This is a genomic window from Mycobacterium sp. IDR2000157661, from assembly GCF_022317005.1.
Classification (GTDB): domain Bacteria; phylum Actinomycetota; class Actinomycetes; order Mycobacteriales; family Mycobacteriaceae; genus Mycobacterium.
In genome coordinates this window covers 4,037,158-4,055,258 of record NZ_CP081006.1, presented here as the reverse complement: position 1 = coordinate 4,055,258, position 18,101 = coordinate 4,037,158, and the positions used below count along the sequence as shown (strand labels likewise).

At 67.0% G+C, this 18,101-nt stretch carries 17 protein-coding genes; 12 read left to right on the top strand and 5 right to left on the bottom strand.

The features are described from left to right. Positions 1-135 precede the first annotated feature (135 nt). Genes K3G64_RS20815 through K3G64_RS20790 form a run of 6 tightly spaced genes read left to right on the top strand, consistent with a single transcriptional unit; the run spans position 136 to position 5,063 of the window. Positions 136-456: a DUF4286 family protein gene (locus tag K3G64_RS20815; RefSeq protein ID WP_238887003.1), complete on the top strand. Its 321-nt coding sequence runs from the start codon at positions 136-138 to the stop codon at positions 454-456. After that, the gene (locus K3G64_RS20810) at positions 453-1,433 is read left to right on the top strand and encodes a thiamine pyrophosphate-dependent dehydrogenase E1 component subunit alpha (protein WP_238887002.1); all 981 of its coding nucleotides are present in this window, start codon (positions 453-455) and stop codon (positions 1,431-1,433) included. The genes K3G64_RS20815 and K3G64_RS20810 overlap by 4 nt, the downstream gene beginning before the upstream one ends. A 26-nt stretch (positions 1,434-1,459) precedes the next feature. Next, positions 1,460-2,443 carry an alpha-ketoacid dehydrogenase subunit beta gene (locus tag K3G64_RS20805; protein WP_370647008.1) on the top strand — a complete coding sequence of 328 codons (984 nt, stop codon included), beginning with the start codon at positions 1,460-1,462 and terminating at the stop codon, positions 2,441-2,443. Continuing rightward, the gene (locus tag K3G64_RS20800; RefSeq protein ID WP_238887000.1) at positions 2,436-2,672 is read left to right on the top strand and encodes a lipoyl domain-containing protein; all 237 of its coding nucleotides are present in this window, start codon (positions 2,436-2,438) and stop codon (positions 2,670-2,672) included. Before K3G64_RS20805 ends, K3G64_RS20800 begins: the two co-directional genes overlap by 8 nt. Before the next feature lie 17 nt (positions 2,673-2,689). Then, entirely contained in the window at positions 2,690-3,553 is an 864-nt protein-coding gene (locus tag K3G64_RS20795) for an enoyl-CoA hydratase-related protein (RefSeq protein WP_238886999.1), read from the top strand. A 1-nt stretch (position 3,554) separates the two neighbouring features. Beyond that, positions 3,555-5,063, top strand: a complete 1,509-nt coding sequence (locus K3G64_RS20790) for an acyl-CoA synthetase (RefSeq protein ID WP_238886998.1) — start codon at positions 3,555-3,557, stop codon at positions 5,061-5,063. Between the two features lie 3 nt (positions 5,064-5,066). Here K3G64_RS20790 and K3G64_RS20785 read toward each other — a convergent pair whose 3' ends face one another. Beyond that, entirely contained in the window at positions 5,067-6,224 is a 1,158-nt protein-coding gene (locus K3G64_RS20785; protein WP_238886997.1) for a Zn-dependent alcohol dehydrogenase, read from the bottom strand. Then, positions 6,221-7,426 carry a cytochrome P450 gene (locus K3G64_RS20780; protein ID WP_370647007.1) on the bottom strand — a complete coding sequence of 402 codons (1,206 nt, stop codon included), beginning with the start codon at positions 7,424-7,426 and terminating at the stop codon, positions 6,221-6,223. Before K3G64_RS20780 ends, K3G64_RS20785 begins: the two co-directional genes overlap by 4 nt. Positions 7,427-7,564: 138 nt before the next feature. Between K3G64_RS20780 and K3G64_RS20775 the strand changes: the two genes are divergently transcribed. Genes K3G64_RS20775 through K3G64_RS20765 form a run of 3 tightly spaced genes read left to right on the top strand, consistent with a single transcriptional unit; the run spans position 7,565 to position 10,079 of the window. Next, positions 7,565-7,873, top strand: a complete 309-nt coding sequence (locus K3G64_RS20775) for a Rieske (2Fe-2S) protein (protein ID WP_238950881.1) — start codon at positions 7,565-7,567, stop codon at positions 7,871-7,873. Next, positions 7,870-8,946, top strand: a complete 1,077-nt coding sequence (locus tag K3G64_RS20770) for an amidohydrolase family protein (RefSeq protein ID WP_238886996.1) — start codon at positions 7,870-7,872, stop codon at positions 8,944-8,946. Before K3G64_RS20775 ends, K3G64_RS20770 begins: the two co-directional genes overlap by 4 nt. After that, the gene (locus K3G64_RS20765; protein WP_238886995.1) at positions 8,943-10,079 is read left to right on the top strand and encodes an amidohydrolase family protein; all 1,137 of its coding nucleotides are present in this window, start codon (positions 8,943-8,945) and stop codon (positions 10,077-10,079) included. The genes K3G64_RS20770 and K3G64_RS20765 overlap by 4 nt, the downstream gene beginning before the upstream one ends. A 7-nt stretch (positions 10,080-10,086) precedes the next feature. On the opposite strand, the gene K3G64_RS20760 is transcribed toward K3G64_RS20765, so the two are convergent. Next, a complete protein-coding gene (locus K3G64_RS20760) occupies positions 10,087-10,803 on the bottom strand; it encodes an SDR family NAD(P)-dependent oxidoreductase (protein WP_238886994.1) in 717 nt (238 codons plus the stop codon). Positions 10,804-10,813: 10 nt separating this feature from the next. Beyond that, positions 10,814-11,623 (bottom strand): FadR/GntR family transcriptional regulator, encoded by an 810-nt coding sequence (locus K3G64_RS20755; protein ID WP_238886993.1) that lies wholly within the window; start codon positions 11,621-11,623, stop codon positions 10,814-10,816. Between the two features lie 116 nt (positions 11,624-11,739). On the opposite strand from K3G64_RS20755, the gene K3G64_RS20750 reads away from it, so the two are divergent. Beyond that, positions 11,740-14,031: a CaiB/BaiF CoA-transferase family protein gene (locus tag K3G64_RS20750; RefSeq protein WP_238886992.1), complete on the top strand. Its 2,292-nt coding sequence runs from the start codon at positions 11,740-11,742 to the stop codon at positions 14,029-14,031. Here the strand turns inward: K3G64_RS20750 and K3G64_RS20745 are convergent, their stop codons facing one another. Then, positions 14,032-15,270, bottom strand: coding sequence for a cytochrome P450 (locus tag K3G64_RS20745; RefSeq protein WP_238950880.1), 1,239 nt, complete (start codon positions 15,268-15,270; stop codon positions 14,032-14,034). It abuts the gene before it with no gap. A gap of 109 nt (positions 15,271-15,379) precedes the next feature. On the opposite strand from K3G64_RS20745, the gene K3G64_RS20740 reads away from it, so the two are divergent. Further along, entirely contained in the window at positions 15,380-16,495 is a 1,116-nt protein-coding gene (locus K3G64_RS20740; protein WP_238886991.1) for a Rieske 2Fe-2S domain-containing protein, read from the top strand. Beyond that, positions 16,495-18,099 (top strand): AMP-binding protein, encoded by a 1,605-nt coding sequence (locus tag K3G64_RS20735; protein WP_238886990.1) that lies wholly within the window; start codon positions 16,495-16,497, stop codon positions 18,097-18,099. Before K3G64_RS20740 ends, K3G64_RS20735 begins: the two co-directional genes overlap by 1 nt. Positions 18,100-18,101: the final 2 nt, after the last annotated feature.

Genomic DNA, 18,101 nt, shown 5'->3' with positions numbered 1-18,101 from the left:
GGGCTTAGAGTTGGCGTGAACCGAGGAGGCCATGATGGGCGGGTATGGTCGCGCTGATCAGTGGCGCAGCACGCGGACAGGAGCGCGGGTTCCTCGAAGTGAAGTACTGGTCGGGCGCACAGAAGGACGGTGACCGTGCCGCGAGGGATCATGTATGTCGAGACCATGCCGGTGTCACCGGACAAGGAAGCCGACTACCACGCCTGGTACAACGACACGCACCTGGCGCAGATCCTGTCGGTCGACGGTGTCGTGTCGGCACGGCGGTTCGCGCCGACGAACGGCGTCGGCCCGTTCGTCGCGATCTACGAACTCGACTGCGACGATCTCGACGCCGCAGTGGCACGACTGGGCGACCTCGGTGCGCGTGGCGGGTTGACCGGTATGGAGAACCTCAGCATGGATCCACCGCCGGTGCCCCGCGTGTATCGCGAGATCGGTTCACTGGAGCCATGACTCAGCCGAACGACGTCCAGCGCCGCCTCTATGCGTTGATGACGCTGATGAAGGCAGCCGATGACCGGTTGAGCAAGGGCATCGGCACCGGTGAGTTCATGTGTGTCTATTGGCCGTCGCGCGGCCAGGAGGCGATCGCCGCCGCCATGGGCGTCGCGTTGCGAGAGGACGACCAACTGGTGACGACGTACCGCGGCCTGCACGACCTCATCGGCAAAGGCGTTCCACTCACCGAGATCTACGGCGAGATGATGGGCCGCACCGTCGGCGCCGGCCGGGGTAAGGGCGGCACCATGCACATCGCCAACCCGCAGCGCGGGGTGATGCTGTGCACCGGAATCGTCGGCGCGGGCCCTCCTGTCGCGGTCGGGTTGGCAATGGCGGCCCAACGCAAGGGCCTCGACCGCGTGACGGTGGTGAGCTTCGGCGACGGCGCCACCAACACCGGGTCCTTCCACGAGGCTGCCAACATGGCGGCGCTGTGGAACCTGCCGACGGTGTTCGTCTGCCAGAACAACCAATACGCGGAGATGACGCCCACGGCCGACACCATGAAGCTCGACCGGGTCGCCGACCGCGCGGCCGGATACGGCATGCCGGGTGTCCGCATCGACGGCAACGACCCGATCGCGGTCACCGGCGCTCTGCAGAGCGCGCTCGAAAGGGCGAGGCGCGGAGACGGTCCCACACTGCTGGAGTGTGTGACGTTCCGCTTCCGCGGCCACTACTTCGGCGACCGGATGCCCTACATGCCCGCCGAACAACTCGAGGCCGCGATAGCGGCCGATCCGGTGCCGCGCTTCCGGCGCCACCTCATCGAGACGGGCGTGTGCACCGACGCGGAACTCGACCGCGTGGAGAACGAGGCGCTGGGCGAGGTCGAGCGGGCCGTGCGTGCCGTGCTGGACGCCGACGCGCCGACCGCCGACGAGCTCGACCGCGACGTCTACGCCACCGCGATCCGGTACCCGGTCTGAGGGCGGCATCGGTGGAGGAGAAGGAGATGTCGATGCGCGAGGCGCTGCACCTCGCGCTCGACCAGGCGATGGCCGCCGACGAGCGGGTGTTCCTGTTGGGTGAGGACATCGCCGATCCCGGGGCTTCCGGTCCGACCAGCGGCCTTTCGACGAAATACGGCCACCAGCGCGTGCTCGACACCCCCATCTCCGAGGCCGCGATCCTGGGCGCGGCGATCGGAGCGGCGATCGATGGGCTGCTCCCGGTCGCCGAGATCATGATCATGGACTTCATCGGCATCGCCGCCGACCAGCTGATCAACAATGCGGCCAAGCTGCGCTTCATGACGGCGGGGCGGACGAGCGCCCCCATCACGGTGCGAACGCAGGTCTACAGCGGCCTCGCGACCGGGGCCACGCACTCGCAGAGCTTGGAAGCATGGTTCATGCACATCCCCGGGTTGAAGGTGATCGTGCCGTCCACCCCACGCGACGGCAAGGGACTGCTGACGTCGGCGATCTTCGACGAGGACCCGTGCCTGTTCGTCGAGACCATCCGGCTCCAGGCGCAGAAGGGGTTGGTGCCAACGGGTCCCGCGTTCGCGATCCCGCTGGGCATGGCCGACGTCAAGCGGACCGGGTCGGACGTCACCCTGATCAGCTACGGGCGTAGCGTGCATGAGGCCCTCGCGGCCGCCGCCGCACTCGACGCACAGGGCGTCAGCGCCGAGGTCGTCGATCTGCGCACGCTCGTCCCGCTCGACGTCGAGACGATCGTCGAGTCGGTGCGCAAAACGCGCCGCGCCGTCGTCGTCCACGATGCGGTGCAGTTCGCCGGCCCGGGCGCCGAGGTCGTCGCGACGTTGCAGGCCGAGTGCTTCGACGAACTCGCCGCGCCCATCGAGCGCGTTGCCGCCCGGTTCGTGCCCACTCCGGCGGCGCCTGCGCTGGAGGCGCAGATCTACCCGTCGGCGGCGCGCATCGTCGCCGCCGCGCAGCGCACGCGCGAGAGGGCGGGTGTGCGTGCCTGACTTCGTCATTCGCATCCCGCGCGTGTCGGTCGCCGTTTCGGAAGCCGAACTCACCGAGCTACTCGTCGATTCGGGTCAGCACGTCGACGAGGGGACACCCATCTACACGATCGCAACCGAGAAGGTGGAACAGGAGATCGAGGCGGGCGCCTCGGGCACTGTGCACTGGACCGGCGACATCGGCACCATCTACGACATCGGCGCCCAGATCGGCGTGATCACCTCTTAACGAAAGGTATTCAACGAGTGGAACTCAACGAGACCCGCGAGCGGATCATCTACCAGAAGGACGGTCCGATCGCGCGCATCATCCTCAACTGGCCTGAGAAGGCCAACGCCCAGGATCAGAAGCTCGCCGAGGAGGTCGACGCGGCACTGCTCGACGCCGACCGCGACTACGACATCAAGGTGCTGGTGCTCAAGGCCAACGGCAAGGGCTTCTGCTCCGGGCACGCGATCGGCAACAACGCCGTCGACTATCCGGCGTTCGTCGAGGGTGCGATGAAGATGGGCCACCCCTGGAAGCCGCAGTCGGACCTGTTCGTCAAGCCGACACTGAACCTGTGGGAGTTCGCGAAGCCGACCATCGCGCAGGTGCACGGCTACTGCGTGGGCGGCGGTACGCACATGGGCCTGACCACCGACATCGTGATCGCGTCGGAGGACGCCTACTTCTCGTACCCACCCTTGCAGGGGTTCGGGATGCCGTCGGGCGAATGTTCCATCGAACCGTGGGTTTTCATGAACTGGCGCCGCGCAGCGTACTACCTGTACCTGGCCGAGGTGATCGACGCGCGCAAGGCCCTGGAGGTCGGCCTCGTGAACGAGGTGGTCAAGCGTGAGGACCTCGACGACCGCGTGGAGGCGATCGCCCGGCACATCGCCCGCGCACCCATGACGACGCTGTTGGCGACCAAGGCGAACCTCAAGCGGGCGTGGGAGCTGATGGGAATGCGGGTGCACTGGCAGAGCTCCAATGACCTTGTGGCGCTTGCGTCCATCAGCAAGGACGTCCAGGAGCTGATCCAGCAGGTGTTCAAGGACAAGATCCTGCCGTCGGAGATGGCGCAGCGTCAGGCGGCCGCCTCGACCGACGGCGCCGCCTCCTAGAGTGCGCGTCACCGACCCGGATGCGCCGGCGCTGATCGAGGCCGACGGCGGCGTCGTCACCTACGGTGAGCTGTACGAGCGTAGCCAGCGCGTGGCCGCGGTCCTGCACGACGCCGGTCTGCACCGCGGCGACGGTGTCGCGCTGCTGCTGCCCAACCGCCGCGAGTTTCTCGAGATCGCCTGGGGCTGCCAGCTATCCGGGCTGTACTACTCAGCAGTCAACACTCACCTGACCCCTGACGAGGTGGCCTACATCGTCAGCGACTCGGAAGCCCGAGCGCTGTTCGTTGACGCCTCGCTCAGCGCGTTGGTCGAGCGCGTCGACGGCGCAGGGCTGCGGATCTGCGTGGGCGGTGAGTTGTCCGGGTGGCGAGGGTACTATGACGCACTCGGCGCTGCCGGACCTCCACCACCGCGCAGCGACGGGTCGGAGATGCTGTACTCGTCGGGCACCACGGGCAGGCCCAAGGCGGTACGGCGGCCGCTGCCGACCGACGGCGAAGGATCCTGGGGGCAGAAGCTTCTCGAGAACGCGCTGCGTCACCGATACAAGATGACAACCGACAGCGTGTACCTGTCGCCGGCACCGCTGTACCACGCGGCGGGGGTCAACTACACAATGGCGGTGCAGCGGGTGGGCGCGGCGACGGTGCTGATGCGACAATTCGACGCCGAGACCGTGCTGCAGCTGATCCAGACGCACCGCGTCACGCATGCCCAGTTCGTTCCCACGATGTTCGTGCGCATGCTGAAGCTTCCCGACGAGGTGCGACGGTCCTACGACGTGTCGAGCCTGCAGTGCGTGATCCACGCGGCCGCACCGTGTCCGATCGGGGTCAAACACGCCATGATGGACTGGTTCGGACCGATCATCCACGAATACTACGGCGGTACCGAGGGATTCGCCGGTTCGACGATCGACCCGCAGGAATGGCTGGCCCATCCGGGGTCCGTCGGCCGCCCGTACACCCCGGTGCACGTCGTCGGTGAGGACGGCGCCGAACTGCCCGCCGGCGAGGCGGGCGAGTTGTTCTTCGAGGGCGGACCGGAATTCGAGTACTTCAAGGACCCGCAGAAGACGGCGGCCGTCGCCAACGCGCACGGGTGGCGGTCGCTGGGCGATGTAGGTTACCTGGATGAGGACGGCTACCTCTACCTCACCGACCGCTCGACGTTCATGATCGTCTCGGGCGGGGTGAACATCTATCCGCAGGAGGTGGAGAACCTCCTGGTTATGCACCCGTTACTGGTGGACGCGGCGGTTTTCGGTGTGCCGAACGACGAGTACGGCGAAGAGGTCAAGGCGGTGGTCCAGCCCCGGCAGGGAGTGACACCTGGCCCCGCACTGGAGCGCGAGTTGATCGACTACTGCCGAAACCATCTCGCGGGCTACAAATGCCCGCGCACGATCGAATTCGATCCCGCCCTGCCGCGGGACCCCAACGGCAAGCTGTACAAGCGCAGGATCCGCGACCGGTACTGGCAGGGCAAGATGTCGCGGATCCTGTGAGAATCAGCCCAGACTGAAATCGATCACCCCGCGGACGATGTCGCCGTTGAGTTGATCGCGGTAGCCGCCGTTGATCTCGTCGAGCCGATAGCGCCGAGTGATCATCTCGTCAAGCCGCAACAGGCCTGCCTCGTAGAGGCGCGCGAACCGGGGGATGTCCACTCGGGGATTGCACGAGCCGAACACCGTGCCGACGAGGTTCTTGTTCCAGAGGATGAACTCCTGCAGGTTGATCGCGATGGAGTTGGTGGTCTGCCTCGTCATACCGGTCAGCACGCAGGTGCCGCCCTTTCGTGTGAGGCTGAGCGCGGCCTGCACGTCGTCCTTGGTGATCAGCGACGGCGCGACGATGACACTGTCGGCCATGACACCGCCCGTCAGATCGCGCACCAGGTCGGCGGCTTCCTCCGTCGACGAGGCGCTGTGTGTCGCGCCGAACCCCAACGCCGATTTCTGCTTGAACTCCACCGGGTCCACGGCGACGATCTGTGCGGCGCCGCAGATCCGCGCGCCCTGGATCGCGCCGGTGCCGATGCCGCCCACCCCGATGACCACGACGGTGTCGCCGGCCCGCACCTGAGCCCGATTCTCCGCCGAGCCGAAGCCGGTCGGTATTCCACATGACAGCAGTGCCATTGGCAGCAGCGGTAGATGCGGCGAGACCTTGACGACCGAATCGGTGGACACGACAGTGTGTTCGGCGAACGCACCCACCTTCGACAGGTGGCCGAGCCGGCGGCCGTCGGCGGTGTGGTGACGGAAGGTGCCGTCGGTCGGCATCCCGGGGATCATGACCTGGGCCCCCATGTCGCAGATGTACTCCATGCCGCAGTTGCACCACCGGCACCGGCCACACACCGCGACGAACGACGTGACCACATGATCACCCGGCGCGAACTCGCTGACCCCAGGGCCCACGTCCAGGACTGTGCCTGCGCCCTCGTGGCCGCCGATCATCGGGAACATCGACGGCAGGCCGTAGGCCTCCATCACCTCGTTGGATGCCGACATGTCACCGTTGCGGATGTGCTCGTCGGAATGACACAGCCCCGCCGCGGCCATCTGCACGAGCACCTCGCCGGCCTTCGGGGGATCCAACTCGAAGTCCTCGACCGACCACTGCTGACCCATGTCGTGCAGGATCGCCGCCCGGCTTCTCATGAGGCCGGGCGGAAGCTCACGGGCAAGTGCCTGGGGGAGCGAAACGGCATGCCGGAAATCGTGGTGTCATCGTCGATGTGGAGTCGCAGATCGGTCACGCGGTCGAAGATGCTGTTGAGCATCGCCCGCGTCTCGACCCGCGCGAGGTGCATGCCCAGGCAGCTGTGCAGTCCGCCGGCAAACGAGATGTGGGCGCGCCGTGGCCGGTGGATGTCGAATGCGCCGGCGTTGTCCCACCGCTTCTCGTCGCGGTTGGCCGAGCCGATGCAGAGGTTGATCTGGGCGCCTTTGGGAATCTGCACACCGTGGATCTGCACGTCGCGAGTCACGTTGCGGGGCACCATCACCAGCGGTGTCTCGTAGCGCAGTCCCTCCTCGATGGCGGCGGGAATGAGCTCGCGGTTGTCCTGTAGATCCCGCAGCTGGCCGGGATGGGTGAGCAGTAGATACAGCAGGTTGCTGGACGACCGGTAGGTGGTCTCCAGTCCAGCGGGCAGCAGCAGCCGCAGGAACGAGATGATCGCCTCGTCGGTGAGCTTCTCGCCGTCGATCTCCGCGCTGACCAGGTCGCCGATGATGTCGTCGGTGGGCGCGCTGCGGCGCTGGTCCACCTGATCCTGGAAGTAGGCCCCGAGTTCCACCGACGCGGTCAGGCCCGCCTCGATGTTCTCGGTTATCGAGATGAGGTCGAGAGACAACCGCCGGAACAGTTCCAGGTCTTCCTGTGGCAGCCCCAGTAGCGCCGCGGTGACGCGGGTGGGGAATTCGAAGGTCACCGCCTTGATCAGATCCACCTCACCGTCGTCTTTGAACTCGTCGACGAGGCGGTCGCAGATCGGCACGATCACCTCAGGCTCCCACTGCGCCAGCGCACTCTGCCGAAACGCCTTGGCCACCAGGCTTCGGTGGTCGTGGTGCTGCTTGCCGTGCATCCCGAGAATCGTCGGACCGAACACCAGGCCGATCGTCTGGTTGTACATCTCGGAGCCGTAGACCTCGTCGTCCCGGAACGCTGCGAACACGCTCTCGAAGTCGAACAGCGTCCACTCGTCGGCCGACAGGAGTTCTGGCGGGGCCATCGAGGTGTCCATGATCGTGCCACGCCAGACCGGCTCGGTTCGCCGCATGTACGCGAAGAAGGCGTACAGATCGTCGGCCACGTCGGGGGCGAGTTGGTCGTCCGAATCGGTGCTGATCGTCACCTTGCCTCCCGGGCAGCAGGTAGCGCGCTCTCTGTTGCGGCTATCTTTACTATTTTAGGTATTCTAGGTCAAGGAACGCGAAGGGACGCCATGCAGCGACGAGCGGTGTGTGCCGTCGAGGATCTGCCGCCCGGGAGCATGAGGCTCGTGCAGGCAGGTCCCTTCGGTGTGGGTGTCTACAACATCGGCGGGGCCCTGTATGCCATCGCGAACTACTGCTCACACGAGGGCGCGCCGCTGTGCGAGGGATACGTCCGCGGCACCACCGAGTACGCGCCGGAGATGCCCGACGGCATCCGCCACGTGCGCGACGGCCAGATCGCGCGATGCCCGTGGCACCAGTGGGAGTTCGACATCACCACCGGTGTGAACGTCGCCGACCCGACGAAGCGAGTGCGCACCTATCAGGTCGACGTGACCGACGGACAGGTGTACCTGATCGCATGAACGCCCCCGTCATCGACACCCCGGTGGTCGACAGCTCCGTGCAGCCGCACTTCCGGTACAACAGCGAGATCCGCCGATATCTCTCCGCACCGCACAAATTGCGCGCGATCCCCGATGTCGAACAACAGTGGTACCAGGCACCGGGCGGGGACTACCGGTCCGACCTGTACGGCGACGGGTATCCCGGGTCGGACCCGGAAACCGTCGCCCGTCACCTGTTCGACGAGGGCGGGGTCGACCTGGCGATCCTCAACCCGCTGACCCGGGGCAACATCGCCGACTACCTGCTCAACAGCCGCATCTGCGCGGCGGTCAACGACTGGCTGCTCGACCGCTGGCTCGACCCCGACACGACCGACCGCTTCCGCGGCACCATCCGGGTCAACCCCGAGGACGTCAAGGGTGCCGTCGCCGAGATCGAACGGCTGGCGGGGCATCCGAAGATGGTGCAGGTCGGTGTCCCGCTGCAGTCCCGCGAGCCATACGGCAAGCCGATGTTCGAACCGATCTGGGAGGCCGCCGCCGCACACGGCCTGCCGGTGGCGGTACACATCAACGGCGGCAACGGAGTCGACCATGCCCCCACGTTCGCCGGCCATGCGCTCACCTACCCCGGCTACGCGGCGTTCATGCCGCTGAACTTCTTCGTCCACCTGGCAACGCTCATCGTCGAAGGCATGTTCGGCAGGCATGCGGGTCTGCGTTTCGTCTTCACCGACGGCGGCCATGACATCCTCACCCCGCTCATGTGGCGGCTGGATACGTTCTGGCTGTCGATGCGCGACCAGACGCCTTGGGTCGACCGTTATCCCAGTGAGTACTTGTCCGACCACGTGCGGTTCTGCACCTCGGCGTTCGACGGACCCACCGACACCGGCCATGCCGAACGGTGGCTGGACCTTACCGACAAGGCGGACCTGGTGATGTACGGCTCGGGCTATCCCCACTGGTCGATGGCGGGCCCGGATTCAGCTGTGGCCGGCCTGAACGATCGCCAGCGCGAGAACGTGTTGTGGCGCAATGCCGACCAGTTGTTCGGGCTGGAACTCGAGGTGAAGGACCGCGCGCTATGACGACCATCGAGCGGCCACCCGTCAGCCGCGATATCGCGGTGAGCATCGTCGACACCGACGTGCATCCGCTGCCGGTCTCGGCCGAGATCCTCAGGACGTATGCACCGCCGCAGTGGCGAGACAAGCTGTGGCCGACCGGCAATGCCGTCTCACCGTTGCCCCACTTCTACGACACTCCCGATTCGTACAAGACGATGTCGCTGCGAGTCGACGCGGCCCCGCCCAGCGGCGGTGTTGCCGGCAGTGACCCGGACTTCGCCGCCAAGCAGTTGCTGGTGGATGCCGGCGTGAGCATCGCGGTGCTGGAACCAATGTGCGATGCGCAACTACCCCAGGCCGAACACGTGCTCAAGGCCACGCACAACGACTGGCTGGCCGACGTGTGGTTGGGCGATGCCAACTGGCACGGGCGCTGGCGCGGGGCGATCAGCGTCACCGCCCAGGACCCGCAGGCGGCGGCCAGGGAAATCGAACGCTGGGCAGGTCACCCCTACATGGCGGAAGTGCTGATCACGCCGCAGACACGGGGAATCCCCTTCGGAAGTACACATTTCGACCCGCTGTACGGGGCCGCCGCGCGTCATGGTCTGCCCGTCGCCACCCACTTGATGGGGCAGACGCCGTTCGAGCTGATCCCGATCTATCCGGTCGGGAATCCGGCGCACTGGCACGACTTCTTCGCGTCCTGGCCGCTGCTGTACGTCTCGCATCTGATGAGCCTGGTCTTCGACGGCGCCTTCGACCGCCATCCCGATCTGCGGGTGGTGTTCGTGGAAGGCGGCTTCACCTGGGCGATGCCGGTGATGTGGCGAATGGACCGAATCTGGCAGCGGCGCAAGGCCGATCTGCCCCACGTCAGGCGCAGGCCGTCGGAGTACATCCGTGAGCATGTCCGGTTCACCACCCAGCCGCTGGAAGAAGTCAATGTCAGCGTGTACCGCGAGTACCTGGAGATGATGGACCTCGGCGGCAACCTGATGTTCTCGACCGACTATCCGCATTGGAGCTACGACTCGCCGGACTGGGCGATCCGGCGGTTCCCCGCCGATCAGCGCGAGCGGATCATGCGCGGCAACGCCACCGCCCTCTACGGCCTGCCGTCGACCGTGAAGGCGTTGCCCGGCGAACCGTGAGGCGGGTTCACCGGTTGGCTGCGCGCCGTTCGGCTTCCGGCGGTACCACCGGTGGCCGCGCCGACGGCCCTCGGGTGACCGCGTGAAGCCTGATCTCGGGCAGATCCACCGACGGGTCCAGGGTGTCGAGCCACGCGACGGCGTCGGCGACGTCGGCGGCCCGGACCGCATACATCTCGAACGGCACATCGGTCAGCATCTCGGTTTCCACGGGGCCGGGCGTGACCACATGCACGTTGATCCCGTCGCGGTCGACCTCCTGTGCGAGCGCGCCTGCGAACGCGTTCATGCCCGCCTTGGCGGCCGAGTACGCGGTGCGCGCGCGCATCGGCTCGTGCGCCGCCGACGAGGAGATGAAGACGAAGCGCGAACCCGCCGTCATCCGGGGGAGAGCGGCCGAGGTCACCACGAAGCACGAGTCGAGGTTGGCCGAAAGTGTTGCGCGCCACTGCTCGAAGGTCTGCTTGCGAGCGTAGGTTCCGCCGAGGATCCCGGATGCGTGCACCAGCAGGTCGACGTGTCCTGCGGCCTCGACGGCCGGTTCGAACGTCGAGGGTTGGCTGGCGTCGGCGACCGCGTACCGGGCGCCGATCTCGTCGGCGGCCGCCCGCAGGGGCGCCTCCCGCCGCGCCGTCAACACGACGTCATACCCGCTGTCCACCAGTTTCACGCCGCAGGCCCGCCCGATGCCGCCGCTACCGCCGGTGATGAGTGCTGTTCGCACACTGCACCTCTCAGCGCTGGCGCTGTGCGAGCGCCTGGGGGGACAGCGCCACAATGCGTTGCTCCGGATCGCCGGCCAGCAGATAGGTCTGCGTGTCGGCGACATGTCTCGCGGCCAGTTTGCGCGCGCGCTCGGCATCTCCGGCTGCGATGGCCTCGGTGATCTTCTGATGCACGCCCAGTGCGATACGGCGCTTGCCCATGGCCGGATACTCGCCCTTGGCCGCCGATTCGGCTGCCCACCAGTTCAAGTGGCCGGTCCATAACGTCTCCAGGCTGCCCACCACCGCGATCATCGTGTGGTTGCCGCACCCGCGCACGATCTCGTCGTGAAACTGCCCGCCGATCTCGGTGAACCGCGCGCCGTCCTCGATGTGCTCGGCCATCTCGTCGTTGAGTTCCTTCAGTCTGGGGATCAACGTCTCCGCGCGATCGGGGCGACGTGCCGCCAGCGCCGCGCACATCGGATCGAGTTCCTGCAGCGCGGTGCCGAGGTCGGCGAGCGGAACGTAGTCGCTTTGCAGCAGCAGTCCGAGCATGTAGGCGGCACTGGCCTTGGCCGGGGCGTGCACCACCGCGCCGCCGCGGTTACCGCGCCGCACCGATACCAAGCCCTCGGTTTCCAGGATCCGCAACGCTTCTCGCAGCGACACAAGGCTGACGTTGAACTGCTCGACGAGGATCTCCTGGCGGGGCAGCAGATCGCCGTCGGCGAGTTCGCCGTCGATGATCTGGCGGCGCAGTTCGTCGGCGATGATCTCGGCGGTCCTGCGTGCCCCCAACCGACGCCGCGCCTCGGGGCCGATACCCAGTGTTGTCATGACGCCGCAATATTAACAGTGACAGGTCCGTCACCTGGGTGTACCGGCCGCCATCCGTCAATAGTTATTAAGATGACAAAGAAACGGCGAGCGGTTGTGATGGGGAGAGTGCGTCTGTGGCTGAGGTGGTAGCGACCCCGCTCGACGATCTGCGGGTCATCGAGATCACCGGCCGGATCGCGGGCGCTTACTGCGGCAAATTGTTCACCGACGCGGGCGCTGACGTGGTGAAGGTGGAACCCGCCGACGGGGACGCGTTGCGCCGGCTGACCATGACCGGCGCACCCCTCGACGGAGGCGATTCGCCGCTGTTCAGGTTTCTCAACGCCGGGAAACGCAGCGTCACAGAACTTTCCGCAGATCTGCTGGACGGTGCCGACATCGTGGTCGTGACCGCGGACAAGGCAACGGCGCACGGGCAGGGTATCGACCCGAACGGAATTCTCGATGCGGCGCCGGGATGCATCGTCGTGACCATCTCCGACTTCGGCTGGACCGGGCCGTGGGCGCAGCGCCCGGCGAGCGAGTTCACCCTGCAAGCGGCTTCGGGCCTCACCGGGTTCCGGGGCGACCCGGCGGGCCCGCCACTCTCGATCGGTGGCGATCTGGGCGAGTACATGGGCGGGGCGTGGGCCGCCCTCGGTGCGATGGCGCTGCATCACCGGGTGAGCGGCGGCGGTGCTGGCGGCCATCTGGACATGTCGATGCTCGAGGCGGTGACCCTGATGCAGAGCGGTGAGTGGCTGCATTCGGCGCTGCTGCAGGTTCCGCCCGTGCAGCGCTCCGTCGAGGTGCCGTCCATCGAGCCCGCCAAGGACGGCTATGTCGGGATCAGCATGGTCACCGGCCAGCAGTGGCTGGACTTCGCGGCGATGGTGGAATGTCCGGAGTTGACGGAGATCGAGCAACTGCAGTTCCAGATCGGGCGGTTCGCGTACCGGGACTGGATCCGCGAGCGCATCGACCCGTGGCTGCGCGAACGCACCGTGGCCGAGATAGTCGAACTCGGTCAACTGTTCCGATTACCGTTGGCCCCACTGGGAAACGGCGCGACGATCCGGGACATGGACCATATGGAGCAAAGGGGGGTCTACGTCGACAATCCGGCCGGCTTCCACCAGCCGCGGCCACCCTGGCTGATGTCGCGGGCCCGCCCGGCGCCGATCCGGGAATCGCCCGCGATCGGTGACGCCGACGGTGAACAATGCTGGCCGCCACGGCATCGCGAGGTTTCAAAGCCGGACGGGCGTCCTCCGCTGGCGGGACTGCGGGTCGTCGACTTCACCGCGTTCTGGGCCGGCCCGGCGGCAACGCACGCTCTGGCGGCGTTCGGAGCCGACGTGATCAAGGTGGAGTCGATTCAGCGGCCCGACGGTATCCGTTACTCGGGCGGAATGCGTCGCGACGTAGACGACTGGTGGGAGTACGGGTGGGTCTTTCACGCCATGAACACCAACAAGCGGTCCGTCACCCTGGACCTGCAGTCCGACGACGGCCTTCGGCTGGTCAAGCAGCTGATCAGCGGCGCCGACGCCGTGGTGGAGAACTTCTCGCCGCGAGTCATGGAACAGTTCGGGCTCGGCGCCGAGGTGCTGCTGGAACTGAACCCCCGCCTGGTGATGATGCGGATGCCGGCGTTCGGCCTGTCCGGCCCGTGGCGCGACCGGGTGGGTTTCGCACCCACCATGGAACAGATCGCCGGGCTGGCGTGGGTGACGGGTCTGCCCGACGGTCCACCCGTCGCGCCGCGGGGCGCCTGTGATCCGCTGGCCGGTGCGCACGCCGCGTTCGCGCTGCTCGCCGCCCGCCAGTTCACCGACCGGACGGGCCATGGCCAACTGGTCGAGGTGCCGATGATCGAGACCGTCCTGAACGTGACCGCCGCACAGACAATCGAATACGAGGTGTTCGGCCGCGTGATGCAGCGGCGGGGCAATCGCGGGCACACCGACGCGGTGCAGGACGTATACCCGTGCGCCGGCGAGGATCGGTGGATCGCGGTCACCATCGGCACCGCCGCGCAGCGCCAGGCGCTGAACGACGTCACCGGCGACACGGATCTCGGCGCATGGCTCGCGGCCCGTGACGCGGATAGCGCGGCCGAACGGCTGGTGCGAGCGGGAGTGCCGGCAGCGGTGGTGATCTCGCCGTCGCTGGTGACCGACAATCCGCAGCTGCGTCACCGGGGGTTCTTCGAGGCGCTCGACCACCCCAGCGCGGGGGTCAACCTGTACCCGTGCCCGCCGTTCACCCGCCTGGACGGCGCGCAGCCTTGGCTGCTTCGCACACCCCCGACACTCGGACAGCACAACACGCAGGTCCTGACCGAACTGTGCGGCCTGTCCGACGCCGAGCTGGAGCGGCTCACCGGGCAGGGCGTGATAGGCACCCGTCCGAAGGGGCTGTGATCAGCGCGCGCGCAGGGCGATCGGCATGCGGTCGAAGATCGTCATGTTGTTGGTGAGGTCGGGGTAGGTGACCTTCGACGGCCCGAGGTCGATCCCGTCGGCCCGGCACAGCAGTTCGTCGAGCACCGCCCGGATCTCGGCGCGCGCAAGCATCGCGCCCAAGCAGTAATGGGCACCGCCGCCGCCGAATGCCACATGCGGATTGTCGGCGCGGCCGATGTCGAAGGTGAACGGGTCGGCGAACACCTCCTCGTCACGGTTCGCGGACCGCAGCATCGACACCACTCGGGCACCCTGCGGAATGCGCACACCGTCCATCTCGATGTCGACCTTCGTGGTCCGCGTCCAGAACGCGACCGGAGTGGCCCAGCGCAGCACCTCCTCGACGGCAGCGGCCCGGATCGAGGCGTCACCGCGGTACCGCTCGATCTCGGCGGGGTGGGAGACGAACGCCTGCAGTCCGTAGGCCAGCGCATTCTTGGTGGTGTCGCTGCCCGCGAAAGCGAGGACGAAGAAGAAGGTTTCGAGTTCGGCGCCGGGGATGGACAGTTGATCGCCGTTCTCGTCGGTGATCACCGCGGAGGTGAGTACGCTCCAGATGTCGTCGACGGGGTTGCGCCGCTTCTCGGCGGTCAAGTCCACCGCATAGGCGAAGATCTTCCCGAACGACTCCATCCGGTCCTGCGCCGTCACCTCGGCCTCCGGCGAATTCGCCTGCAGGATCCGGTCGAAGCAGTCGAAGATCTCGGGCCGGTCCTCGTCGGGGATGCCGATGATGTCGCCGATCACCGACATCGGCAGGACGTCGGCGACGTCGGTGATCCAGTCACCGCCGCCGTTGTCGAGCAGCGCATCGATCAACGACGCCGCACGCGTCCGGATGCCGTCCTCGAGCCGGCCGATCGCTCGCGGGGTGAAGGCGTGCGACATCACCCGTCGCCGCTTGGTCTGCTCAGGCGGGTCCATGTTGATGATGGTGGGAAACGCCCCGGCCGGGCCGATGCCCTGGATCAGCGGGCCGTCGACAGCCGTGAAACTGTCGGTGTCGCGGTGGATTCGCAGCGAGTGGCGGTGCCTGGTCGTCACCCAGAAGTCGTGCTCGACGGACTCGGCCACGCCGTCGGTGAGTTCGTGGTGGAAGACCGGCTGCGCCTGACGCAGTTCGGCGAACAGCTCGTCAGGAAAGCCGTTGCGCCACAACGCGGTGTCCGAGAGGTCGACCGGTGTCGTCGTCGGCATGGCTCTCCTCACGTCGCCGTCCTTGACCCAGAATGCCTAAAATAGTAAAAATAGGCAACGAGCGGGTCGAGCCAACCTGCGGATGTGGCGTGCGCGGACGGAGAAAGCGTTGACGGATACGGTTGACGACCCGGGGATCGATCCGTCGGAGCGGGAGTTCGGCCCGAGCGGCATCAGCCTCTCGACGTACCGCTTCCCGACGGGGTGGTTCATCGTCGGCTTCGCCTCCGATCTGGTCCCCGGCCAGGTGAAACGGGCGCACTACTTCGGCGAGGAGCTGGTGATGTTCCGGACCCGTACCGGTGCGGTGCACGTGCTCGACGCGTACTGCCAGCATCTGGGCGCCAACATGGGAGTCGGCGGCACTGTCGAGGGCGAGCACATCGTCTGCCCCTGGCACGGCTGGCAGTGGCGGGGCGACGGCACCAACGCGCTCATTCCCTACAGCAGGATCGGCTGCAAGCAGAACGTGCGCATCAGGACCTACCCCTGCGTCGAGTGGTACGGCTTCCTGCTGGTCTGGCACGAGCGACATGGCCGAGCGCCGTACTGGCAGCCGCCCGTGCTGCCCGAACTCGAGACCGACGAGTACTACCCACTGCACCCGCACACGCGAATGGTGAACCGCGTCAAGGTCCATGCGCAGATGATCATCGAGAACGCCGCCGACCCCTACCACGTGCAGTACGTCCACAAGGCGGCGAATCCGGCCAACACCGCGTCCTTCGAGGTGTCCGGCTACCACCTGCATGCGACAGTGAACGCGAATTTCGGTGGGGGACGGGCGAAGACGTGGCTGACCCCCACCGGCCCCGTCGACGCCAAGATCGTCTACGACAACTACTCGCTCGGCCTCGGCGTGGTTCGCTTCCCGTCCGAACTGGTCGCGACGGTCCAGGTCACCGGTCAGACGCCGGTCGACGAGGACTACACCGACTACTTCTACACCCAGGCGTCCATCCGTGAACCGGGCGACGGCGGCGACGCGCCGACCGGTCGAGCGGCGAAGTTCCTGCAACTGCAGCAAGAAGTGATCAAGCAGGATTTCTTCACCTGGGAGAACATGAAGTATCTGGAGAAGCCGAACCTCGCGCCAGAGGAGGCCCGCGACTACGCGGCGTTGCGGCGCTGGGCGCACAGGTTCTATCCGGGAGCCGAGCCGTCACCCGGCGACTTCGGGTACACCGTCGACGGTCTGCCCGATCCGGCTGCTGCAGGAGCCTGATGCCCAGCGGCCGGCCGGTGGGCGCTGCCGAACCGGCGATGTTCGGTGTCGGGAGCTTCACGGTGCCCGAGGTGCTCGACCGGCGTGCCGAGCAGTTCCCCAACCGGGTGATGATGTCGATCGCAGGCACGCCCGTGACATTCGCGCAGATGCGCGACCGATCCTGCGCGGCGGCCAATGTGCTGCTCGATCGTGGCGTCGCGGCCGGCGAAACGGTCGCGCTGTTCACCGGAACGTGCCCGGAATGGGTCTACTTCTGGTTGGGCGCCGCGCGTATCGGTGCAGTGATCGCGGCGGTCAATGCCGCCAGCAAGGGTGACTTCCTCGGTCACGCGCTCACGGTGTCCGGCGCGCGGGTCGTGCTCACCGACGCCGACCGCGCCGACCGGCTCGCCGACGTCGCCGGCGGCATCGACACGCTGAATACCGTTGTCCACCTGGGATCGTCGCTGTCAGCCGAGCTGGCCGAGAAGACCACCCAGGTGCAGCGGTCGGCGGCTGCGGGTCCTGCCGACATCGGTGCGCTGTTCTTCACCTCGGGCACCACCGGCCCGTCGAAGGCCGTCGCGGCCACTTGGCACTATCTCTTCGTGGCGGCGGCCACCGCAGCGGCGGCGTGGGAGTTCAGCGCGGGTGAGGTGATCTGGACCGCGATGCCGCTGTTCCATCTCAGTGCCGCACCGACCGTGCTTGCTCCCATGCTGGTCGGCGGCACCAGCGTGCTCGCAGCGGCATTCCATCCGACCGAGGTGTGGGATGAGGTACGTGACTGCGGCGCTGTCGGTTTCGCAGGTGCCGGTGCGATGGTGGAGATGTTGTGGAACCTGCCGCCGGACTCGAGGGACGCCGAGACCGGGTTGCGGTTCATCTCCGCGGCGCCGGTCGCCGCCGACCGGTACCGCGGTATCGAGGCCCGGTACCGGTGCCGCGTCGTGACGATGTACGGGCTGACCGAGGCCTTTCCGCTGGCCGTCAAGTCGGTTTCGGACTCGGGCGTTCCGGGTACCTCGGGACAAGTCAATCCGGCCTTCGAGGTACGCGTGGTCGACGGCGACGGGTGTCCCGTACCCGACGGCGTCGTGGGTGAGATCACCTGTCGGCCGCGGACAGCGCATGTGATGAGCGAGGGGTATGTGGTGTCCGCCGTCGACGGCGCGGAACTGCGTGTCGACCGTCATCCCCAGTGGTTTCACACCGGTGACCTCGGCCGCCTCGACGCCGACCAGAACCTGACCTTCCTCGACCGCGCCAAGGACTCGCTGCGCAGGCGCGGCGAGAATGTGTCGTCGGTCGAGGTGGAACAGGTTGTGACGGCTCACCCCGCGGTACTTGAGGCCGCGGCGGTGGGCGTGCCGAGCGAGCTGGGTGAGGACGACATCCTGGTCGTGGTGACGCTCGTGCCCGGCGCCGCGCTGGAGTTCACCGAACTCGTCGACTTCTGCTCCGGCCGCATGCCCTACTTCTGCGTGCCCCGCTATCTGGATGTGGTCTCGGAGATCCCCAAGAACGCCATCGGTCGGGTGCGCAAGGACCTGCTACGGGCCCGGGGAGTGAGCGCAGGAGCCTGGGACCGCGACGCCCACGGGCACCCGCTGAGCAGATGAAG